Source organism: Acinetobacter sp. RF15B (assembly GCF_007558235.1).
In the GTDB taxonomy this organism is placed as follows: Bacteria; Pseudomonadota; Gammaproteobacteria; order Pseudomonadales; family Moraxellaceae; genus Acinetobacter; species Acinetobacter lwoffii_C.
Genome location: NZ_VLSR01000014.1, coordinates 51286 through 60804 on the forward strand (window position 1 = coordinate 51286; position 9519 = coordinate 60804).

The window sequence follows — 9519 nt, forward strand, 5'->3', positions numbered from 1 at the left end:
ACCATGCCATCGCTCATCTCAATCAGCTTTATATTTTATCCAAGCCATCCGGGTATATATATTATTGCTCTGTATCCAGAATCTGCCAAACGTTCCTCCAGATTGACGCTGAGGCACATTTTTCAACTCCTCTCAGGCAGGGAACAAAAATAAGGCCAATAAAAAACCCGGCAATACCGGGTTTTTTATTGGATCATTCTACAAAAGACTAACTGTTGAGCGGCGAGTTTTCCTCATCCAGATCGTCATCATATACATAGGCCATACAGCCCCAGCCATCATATTCGCCCTGAAACTCGGAAGCAATTTTACTAAACCATTGTTCCAGATCGACAATATCTTCATAGGCCGGTTCCATATAAATATAAATGGTAATAACCCATTCCAAGGTGTCACTTTCTTCATCCTGAAACAGGCTGATTTTCTGTTCTTCTTTTAATAAATGCAGCGCACAGCGATCGGCCTGATCCTCATCACTAAAGACGATTGAAAATTCAATTTCATGCGCTTCATCCAGATCATCGCCATCCTGGTGCATTTGCCACAACACATTGCCATTTTCATCATCGGGGAATTTTTTGTAATCGCGTGACATAAACCTGTCCTTATTCTGATGGTGTTTTATTGTGCTGCTAGATTAACTGATTTTCAAACCATTATCGAGTTTCCTACAAAAAAACATGCGCTCTTAAACAAAAACAAACATATGATTTTTATACATAAAGCTTTGTATAAAGTCAGCCACATTCAATCCTGAGAAACCCGATAGCCCCAACCCTATATTCAGCAAATACGCAGCTATTGAAATCCAGCAAAAAAAGGGGAAAGACTGATATTCAGAGCAAATGTATTTAAATCGGCTAGAATGGAACCTGGGCATGAATCTCAACCTTAATTCCACTCAAAGGCTGCTCGAACATCAGCTGACTGGCATGCAGTGCCATCCGCTTTAAAGGACTGCGCTGTGGTTTCGGATGATAAAGTTTATCTCCGGTAATCGGGTGGCCAATATGTAGCATATGCACTCTAAGCTGATGTGAGCGACCTGTAATCGGTGTCAGTAAAATCCGGCTAATATCTTGTTCCGCAGAATATTCAAGCGACTGATATAAGGTCTGGGCTGCCTTCCCCAGCTCATAGTGCACCATCTGACGTGGGCGGTTTTCCCAGTCTGTAATTAAGGGCACATCTACACAACCTTCGCCTTTGAGCTGGCCTTGCACCAAGGCCACGTACCGTTTGGAGACCGTTCTTGCCTGAAACATTTTACTGACCGCAACCTCGGCCGCACGATGTTTGGCGAACATTAAAATACCTGACGTTGCCATATCCAGACGGTGAGTAATTTTTGCCTGTGGATACTGGTCAAGTATGCGTAAATAGGCACTATCCTGATGCTCGGGCAAACGTCCCGGAACTGACAATAATCCGGCTGGCTTTTCAATCACCACCAGATCTTCATCTTCATAAAGAATCTGTAGCGCGTCCTGTGGCGGAGCGTAGACAAAGTCGTCGTTAATTGGCATGTGCAAGTGAAGAATCAGGTGAAAACCGGCAAAATAACAAGCCGTCTTCCGCCTGTCAATCCAGCCCCCTAAAGTACCAGCTAATCTGCCAGATAGGATTCAACTGTTGATACCATCCGGGCTTTCTTCAGATAGGGCGTATTGCTATCCCGATCTTCAATACTAAACAGCCCCTGATTGGCCAACTTGATTTTCCCCAGACTGCTTTTTGAATAAACTGATTCATCAGCTCAACGCCTTTGATATTTTTACACTTATTTTTATAGTTTCGACTTCAATCTGCAACGCATAGCCTTTATAAGCTGATTTATATAAAAGCTTCCTCTCTGTTGGGGTTCTAAAGTAATCAAGAGTCTCAAAATAAGCTCATTAAAAACTACATTTAATCTACACCCTATAAAGCTAATCCACACCCTGTAAAGCGCTACTCATACAGCGGGATTTAGATGAGCTGTATCAAAGCGTCTGAGGCTAAAATAGCAGATTGATGCAGAAGAAATGAAGGCTTATGTGTATATGCTGCAAGTCTGGAAGGATAATCAACAGCTGATTTATTTTAGGTCTTCTCTGGTTATTCTTTGAGAATTCTTTAGGGTGTTGGGAAAACTCTGAATGGTTTACTTCAACTATCACTCTTTGTAAGAAATGATCTTATAGCCTATAAACTTTTGATCTATAGCGTCCTAAGCCGAATCGAGACCTTTTGGGTACGTACTGCACTCGCGTTTTGCGCCGCTCACAGCATGCTACTCTTTTCGATCCCATCACACCCTTGAGAGATATAATAGATAAAACCCGACGGGATTAATTTCCTATGTTTTTTTAATTTTCTGGATTTTTGAAAATTTATTTCTTTAGACATCTATGAATCGAAAAATATTTCCCCTCTCCCTTATTTGATGCTATTTTCTTCTGGAAAAACCAGTTTTCACGGTATTTTTATACGTGAGTTTTTACAGTAGCCATGTTAAAAGCATGGCTTATTATTGTGCTTGGATTAAATTCTACTGATGGACTGTAAAGATAACTCCGCTCTAGTCAGCCCCTGATTTAATAAGGCTAACTTTGAATTAGAATGTTTCAGATAGATCAAAAGCCATCACCACTCAATCAAGCTAATTACATTCAAATAGAATTAATGCCAGTCTGGCAGGAAAACGCTTACGGAAAATGATATTCAGGTTATATAACAATATCAGGCCAAATCCACCTGTCACTCATCTAGCCCATTGTTAAAGGCCTATAAAAGTTTTTGATTAATCAGGTTGATCACCACAATCTGAACAGGTTTAATGAACAAACAGATGACGGGTATGATGATTGATATAGGCATTCAAGCCATCGCCATATTGAGCCAGCTGCTTCATATTTTCGACATGCTGATAGCCTGCGCTACTATAGCTATAGGTATAAACTTTTGAGCTTTTCTTAAATTGAACCCGAATAAACTCTCTACCAATCTCATAATTGGCCACACCTGAATCATGATTCAGATCGAGATAATGTTGCAATTGAGCCGTTCCTAACACTATAAGTCTTATCATTTATATGGGGATTTTTCGATCAATTTTCAAATTCTACTTCTCGCCTTAATCATAGCTTTGGTGTAGTCAGACATTCTGAGAGTCGAGGTGAAATTAAATATATAAAAATCAATATAATTCAGCATCTAGATAAGAATTAAGTAGTTTAAGCATGAGCAGATATTGAAAAACCCCACCTTAGGAGTGGAGTTTTTTCAGTAGTTAATTTTTTTAAGTTTTAGACCGGTCTTATACAGCACAGCATTTGCTACAACCTTCTACTTTTTCAGTCGGCCAATTTATTCTTGCACGCTGATAAGCCAGTGCATAATTGGCGAAATACCCCAGCACAACTTGATCGTCAAATGCGGGTAAATCCTCACAACCGAGCGTTGCATTGTGTATTAGGTGTATGCCTTGGGCTATCGGTTTTTCATCTACAATAAATTTTATCATTTTTAGTTCCCCCATGTTTTTTTAGAATTTTCAACCTTCAAAAAACCATACAAAAATTATGTGTTTATAAAATTAAACCGATAATGCGCAAAAATCAATCATTTTCATAAAAGATGATAGTTTTTGAAATTGAATAAAAAAGACAGTTAATTATAAGAAAAATAGTTTAAAAAATAGATTTTGCCTGATTGAGAAATTCGTCTTGGCTTTTTAAATGGTATGGGAGGTTTTTATAAAACTTACTATCAAATTAATGAAAATTAGCTTTGTATCATAGAACAATCTATATCTTCCTGTTTCTTCTGTTATAGCCAATGCACGCCTCATATCACCTTCACAACCAGAACAACGCCCAATACTGGCACTCAAAATGACAAGACGGACAATAAGCCGATCTATTCCCTCTTGTTAGACAACACACGATTGAACTCCCTAGGGTTACAGTCGACAGGCCACGCGCATTGAATGTACTCATTTATACGGTTCCTGCCGTACCACTCCCTACAATAATCGCCTTGGCCCAACTGGCAAACTGTGACATTGCTCCACCACTGACAACCATACTGGTGAGTGTACGCGCGAGCCTTTCTGCCGGGGTCGCTATGGTGTCTAAGACATTATCACCTCATGGCATATAGTAAGTTGCGATTTCACAGAAGATAGCAATATGCCAAGCGATATCCACGAATAGTATTGCCAAATATTCAAAACTTCTCATAGGTTCAAACCATCCTATGAGAGCAGTAATACTCATCAGCAACAAGGAAACAAATACGCGCAAACCGCAGGCTGTAGGCTGTAGGCTGTATCCAAGGCATAAACCTAATACTGTTTCTCTATATATGCCCATCTAGTGCTTGATGCTTTTTATAAAGTTCTAGATTTAAAGTAACAAAAAAGCCCTATGGAGTAATAGGGCTTTTTTTAAAACAGGGAGTAACTGTTTTATTTATGCTGCTTAGGCATTCTTATTGTTGAATTGATTGCCAAGGCATTTGGTACACGGGGGTAAACGATCAGTACCAATTTCTAAGTAGGTGCGGTGGCCGCATTTGACACAAAAATAGAAGCCTGTTCCGGGTTTTTGACCAGCTGTAACCATCTTTGCTCTCCATAGGTTTTAGAAATGGTGAACTTAGTGTATATCCAAAATGTAAGGGCTGTCTATTGGTTATTTTGAATAAAAATGATGTCATTTTTGCAAGAAATGATTTCAGAAAAATTATGCTGGGTTTATAAAGGTTGAGCGAGCTCCTTTAATGGTTGCAATTTGCATTACAGCTGAAGCGCTTTGTGATCTTATGCTGGCTCCTCCTCTCTTTTTATAAAAAGTCAAAGAGTATGGATGCCAGAACTTTAAGCAAGCTACAGTGACTATTTTTTACATAACATTAATTTGTTACCAAAAAGGAAAAATTCAGCTATTTTCCTTCAAGGTGAACTTTCTAAGTTAGCAGATAGCTTGACTACAACCTGTTATAAAAACTTTTGCGGCAGTCATTAGATTGCTCTATTCCAATTATTTAAACCATGATTCTTAGTTCCGCGATTATAAAACACATTATATTTGTGCAGATAATTTGAACTAATACTCTCAATTAATTTCTGATATTTCATAAAATGAAGATTGCGTTAGATTTGACTTTCGCATGTGCTTTCATGATTCTGCGAATATACCTAACTTTTTCGACTCACTACACATGGGTTGCACTTGGAATTTGAATCCGCGGTTAAATAAATATAAATTAATCTTATTGGGCAGTATAACCACCGTCTATTACCACAGCTTGTCCTGTCACACCGCCCGCCTTATCACTGGCAAGAAAAATTGCATAATCTGCAATTTCTTCCACACTCAATAAGCGTTTTTGTGGGACCATCGCCAAAATCACATCTTCTAATGCACTTTGTTCGCTGACATTGCGTGTTTTAGCCAAGTCATGAATTTGACCACGTACCAATGGCGTATCAACATAACCGGGACATAAAGCATTTACTGTAATGCCGTCACCAGCGCACTCTAAAGCTGCGACTTTGGTCAAACCAATCACACCATGTTTAGCACTGTTATAGCCCGCCTTACCTGCAAATCCAATTAAACTATTAATCGAAGCCATATTAATAACACGGCCAAACTGCTGGGCTTTCATGATTGGAAATGCATACTTGATACCAATAAATGAACCCACCAACATGACATTTATTAGCTTTTGATATACTGCCGTTGGAAAGTCTTCAATCATGGCAATATATTGAAAACCTGCATTATTGATTAAAATATCCAAACGGCCATAAGTTTTTTGAGTCAGTTCAATGGCGGCTCTATATGCCTCTTCATCTGTGACATCACAAGGCGCAGACAACGCGTCAAAGCCTTCTTTTTGAAATGCAATCACAGCTTCAGTGCACTTTTCTGCATTCATGTCAGAAATAACAACTTTAGCCCCCTCCTTGGCAAATTTCTTTGCAATTTCATGCCCAATACCACTGGCTGAACCTGTAATAAATGCAACTTTATCTTTTAGCAGTTGACTCATCATATCCTCCGTTGTCTGATTTTTTCATTCTAAATTCTTAAACAACACCCAACCAAGTAAAGGCAGCAACCACTACAAATACAGCAATGGTTTTAATGATCGTAATGGCAAAAATATCTTTATAGAATTGATTGTTTATGGGTTAAAACCTGTGACCACAAGTAAGGTAACTGCGCCATTATGCGTAAAGTATCTATACCGCATAATGCCATTGCTGCATTGTACTGATCCGCCATCACACCTAGGACAATACTCATCCCCCCCCGAGGCTGAACCCATACTCCCGTTAAAGCCACAGTGGTAGCAGTTCATTTTTGCTGGGCATTTTCATCAATGATTTTTTACTCAATTCCAAGTGATAGATTCCAGTAGTTAAATTAAGCAGACCAAATAGTTTAGTGCGATCAATTGGAGTGCTTTAGTCTTCAATATATGATGCTTGCTTAACGTCAGATGTATCGCTATGGTTTGATTTATTTTATTGTCTATTGTTGGGGAGAAAATATCAGCTAATGGTTTTAGCCTTGGTATAGCTACAGTATTCGGCTTAGTTGAACCCCATTTATATAATTTCTTTGTTGTAAAGAAAACTCAAAAGACAAAAAATACACAGCTTCCCATCAAAATATAAATCAAGAGTTACAATAATGCGATGGAACTAATATGTCTTGGCTCATCGCATTATTTATTTTAGTGCGTGTGACGGTAATTATTTTTAATTGACACATAATTCAGAAAATGAAACGTGTATAACAACAGTGGTTAGTTTAATAAACTCAATTGATTAATTTAAAATCATTATGCTAAGGTGAAACTGGCTTAGCGTCAAAAGGGTATCAGCTCAATAAAGCAACCATGATCCTAGGCCTTTTAGAAAAAACGTTATGGATAACGATAAAATAACAACAGGGAGAAATAATGGGCACTTTAGCAATCCTCATCTCATTGGCATTACTGATGTTTTTTGCCTATCGAGGTATTTCAGTACTGATTTTGGCACCAATTATGGCAGCGATTGCCATTTTTCTTTCTGGCGACATGCTATATATGATGCCCCAGTACACAGAAACCTTTATGTCTGCTTTGGGCGGCTATATTTTAAAATTCTTTCCTATTTTTTTATTGGGTGCCTTATTTGGCCAATTAATGGTTGATTCGGGTGCTGCATCCAGTGTTTCAAACTGGATCATGAAGAAATTAGGGCATAACCGAGCTATTTTGACCGTGGTATTGGCGTGTGGTGTATTGACTTACGGTGGGGTATCACTGTTTGTGGTGGCTTTTGCTATTTACCCCATTGCCAAGTCCATGTTTCAAGCGGCAAACATTCCAAAGCACTTAATTCCAGGTGCCATCGCTTTAGGCTCATTTACCTTTACCATGACCGCTCTACCAGGTTCGCCTTCCATTCAAAATGCGATTCCGATTCCTTTTTTTGGTACCAATGTATTTGCTGCCCCCGGCATTGGCACCATTTCCGGTTTAATCATGTTTGGTTTGGGCTGCATATGGTTACAAAGCCGCGCCAGTAAAGCTTATAGAAATGGCGAAGGATACGGTATTGATACCCAAGAAGCAGAAAACTTAGAAGACGGTTTGAACTCTCAAGGTGAAATGCCAGTATTTTTGGCATTTTTACCCTTGCTGTTGGTTATTGGTGTAAATGCTCTGTTCACCTACATTCTTTTTCCCAGCATGGACTTCAGTTCGTTCAAAGAACTCTATCCAAACTTAGACCCTGGCAAACAAACAGGTTTGTGGGCATTGGTGATTGCCTTGATGGCGGCATGTTTGAGCTTGATTTTATTACGCTTGGGCAAATGGAATAACTTAAAAGAAACTGTAAACAAAGGTGCGTTGGGTTCGATGTTGCCAATTTTCAACACAGCTTCTGAAGTGGGCTATGGTGCAGTCATTGCATCATTGGCGGGCTTCGTGATTATCCGCGATATGGTGCTAAATGTATCAAGTAATCCATTGATTTCAGAAGCCATCGCCATGAATATTTTGGCAGGCATCACCGGTTCTTCTTCTGGCGGTATGTCGATTGCCTTATCGACTTTGGGTGCCGATTACCTGGCTATGGCGACTGCTGCTGGTATCAACCCTGAATTATTACACCGTATTGCGGCATTGGCGGCAGGCAGTTTAGATACCCTGCCTCACTCAGGTGCGGTTATCACATTACTGTCTATCTGTGGCATGACGCACAAACAATCCTATGGCAATGTGGCCATGTGTACGGTTGCCATTCCACTGGTATCGCTTGTTGTAGCAATTACTTTGGGTACGCTTTTCGGCTCATTCTAATCCGTATTTACAGGATGCTGCAAAGCGTCCTGTAGCCATTTTTAAGGATTAAATATGAAACTGGCTTAGATAGATGACTTTCATATAGATTGATCTGATACCTTAAACCGCACTATAGCCCCCGAAAAAGGCTCTCAATTTGCGATTTTTAAAACCAGTTTATGAAAGTAATGGTATTGATGTCATCGCTACAGTAACCAAAGTTGTTCATGAGCGGAAACGGGTTTACTTTGACACCATTTACAACATACATGGCCAAAGATTGATTGAGGGCGAAGTAGAATTCTAGGGACCTAGTCGCATAGTTACACTTCATACTTTACTGCTGATCTGTGAAGCACATTTATTAAAATGCCTTCAAAAATCAGAAACTCTACATAAAAACGCAATCCGTTTTAGCACTTATTGAACCATTTGTAATTAAACCAGCTTGTGTACACATTGATGCAAAAGTGTCTTCATTAATTTACCCAAATCTCTGATATATGCGCAAATAAAAAAACCCCACTTAACAGCAGGGTCTTTTTACAATAATAACAATTACTTTAAGCTTAAAGTCTTATGCCACATTGCCTTCCAGAAAATCTTGTGCAAAGCGCTGCAATACTCCACCGGCTTCATAGACAGACACCTCTTCCTCAGTATCCAGACGACAGGTCACCGGGACTTCAACAATCTGATTCTTGCCATCTTCAGTTGCACGCTCAATCACCAAAGTCAGGTCAGAACGCGGCGCAATATTCCCCATCACGCTATACAGCTCCGTCCCGTCCAGCTTCAGGGTCTTACGATCCGTGCCCGGTTTAAACTCCAGCGGCAATACGCCCATACCGACCAGATTGGTACGGTGAATACGCTCAAATCCTTCTGCTACAATCACTTCCACCCCGGCAAGACGCACCCCTTTGGCCGCCCAGTCACGGCTTGAGCCCTGACCATAGTCCTTGCCGGCAATAATGATCAGCGGCTGTTTGCGGTTCATATAGGTTTCAATCGCTTCCCACATCCGCATCACCTCACCTTCCGGCTCCACACGTGCCTTTGAACCCTGTTTGATGCTGCCGTCAGAACGCACCACCATTTCATTAAACAGTTTCGGATTGGCAAAGGTTGCACGCTGCGCCGTCAAATGGTCACCGCGGTGCGTTGCGTAAGAGTTGAAGTCTT

At 40.1% G+C, this 9519-nt stretch carries 7 protein-coding genes and 3 pseudogenes; 1 reads left to right on the forward strand and 9 read right to left on the reverse strand.

Going from position 1 to position 9519, the window contains the following annotated elements; all coding sequences use genetic code 11:
- Positions 1 to 208 precede the first annotated feature (208 nt).
- The 8 genes and pseudogenes from E2K74_RS10785 to E2K74_RS14605 all read right to left on the reverse strand — a co-directional run.
- Positions 209 to 595, reverse strand: a complete 387-nt coding sequence (locus tag E2K74_RS10785; RefSeq protein ID WP_151207546.1) for a ribonuclease E inhibitor RraB — start codon at positions 593 to 595, stop codon at positions 209 to 211.
- Between the two features lie 265 nt (positions 596 to 860).
- Positions 861 to 1526 carry a pseudouridine synthase gene (locus E2K74_RS10790; protein ID WP_151207548.1) on the reverse strand — a complete coding sequence of 222 codons (666 nt, stop codon included), beginning with the start codon at positions 1524 to 1526 and terminating at the stop codon, positions 861 to 863.
- Between the two features lie 1289 nt (positions 1527 to 2815).
- Complete coding sequence (locus E2K74_RS10795; RefSeq protein WP_151205103.1) at positions 2816 to 3037, reverse strand: hypothetical protein; 222 nt, start codon at positions 3035 to 3037, stop codon at positions 2816 to 2818.
- A 261-nt stretch (positions 3038 to 3298) separates the two neighbouring features.
- Positions 3299 to 3505 carry a hypothetical protein gene (locus E2K74_RS10800; protein WP_151207550.1) on the reverse strand — a complete coding sequence of 69 codons (207 nt, stop codon included), beginning with the start codon at positions 3503 to 3505 and terminating at the stop codon, positions 3299 to 3301.
- A gap of 478 nt (positions 3506 to 3983) precedes the next feature.
- Positions 3984 to 4355: pseudogene (locus tag E2K74_RS15135) on the reverse strand (DUF4126 domain-containing protein); the annotation flags it as partial.
- A 108-nt stretch (positions 4356 to 4463) separates the two neighbouring features.
- Positions 4464 to 4607, reverse strand: coding sequence for a zinc ribbon-containing protein (locus E2K74_RS10810; protein ID WP_086322766.1), 144 nt, complete (start codon positions 4605 to 4607; stop codon positions 4464 to 4466).
- Between the two features lie 649 nt (positions 4608 to 5256).
- The gene (locus E2K74_RS10815; RefSeq protein ID WP_151207553.1) at positions 5257 to 6042 is read right to left on the reverse strand and encodes a 3-hydroxybutyrate dehydrogenase; all 786 of its coding nucleotides are present in this window, start codon (positions 6040 to 6042) and stop codon (positions 5257 to 5259) included.
- A gap of 37 nt (positions 6043 to 6079) precedes the next feature.
- Positions 6080 to 6344: pseudogene (locus tag E2K74_RS14605) on the reverse strand (GntP family permease); the annotation flags it as partial.
- Positions 6345 to 6957: 613 nt separating this feature from the next.
- Between E2K74_RS14605 and E2K74_RS10825 the strand changes: the two are divergent.
- On the forward strand, positions 6958 to 8352 hold the full coding sequence (locus E2K74_RS10825) for a GntP family permease (protein WP_264766499.1): 1395 nt from the start codon (positions 6958 to 6960) through the stop codon (positions 8350 to 8352).
- A gap of 559 nt (positions 8353 to 8911) precedes the next feature.
- Here the strand turns inward: E2K74_RS10825 and E2K74_RS10830 are convergent.
- A pseudogene (locus E2K74_RS10830) lies at positions 8912 to 9519 on the reverse strand (Fe/S-dependent 2-methylisocitrate dehydratase AcnD); the annotation flags it as partial.

Bases quoted from the DNA above. Each gene is read 5' to 3' on its own strand.
- E2K74_RS10790 (WP_151207548.1), bottom strand. From the start codon at position 1,526: ATGCCAATTAACGACGACTTTGTCTACGCTCCGCCACAGGACGCGCTA.
- E2K74_RS10810 (WP_086322766.1), bottom strand. From the start codon at position 4,607: ATGGTTACAGCTGGTCAAAAACCCGGAACAGGCTTCTATTTTTGTGTC.
- E2K74_RS10800 (WP_151207550.1), bottom strand. From the start codon at position 3,505: ATGATAAAATTTATTGTAGATGAAAAACCGATAGCCCAAGGCATACAC.
- E2K74_RS10815 (WP_151207553.1), bottom strand. From the start codon at position 6,042: ATGAGTCAACTGCTAAAAGATAAAGTTGCATTTATTACAGGTTCAGCC.
- E2K74_RS10785 (WP_151207546.1), bottom strand. From the start codon at position 595: ATGTCACGCGATTACAAAAAATTCCCCGATGATGAAAATGGCAATGTG.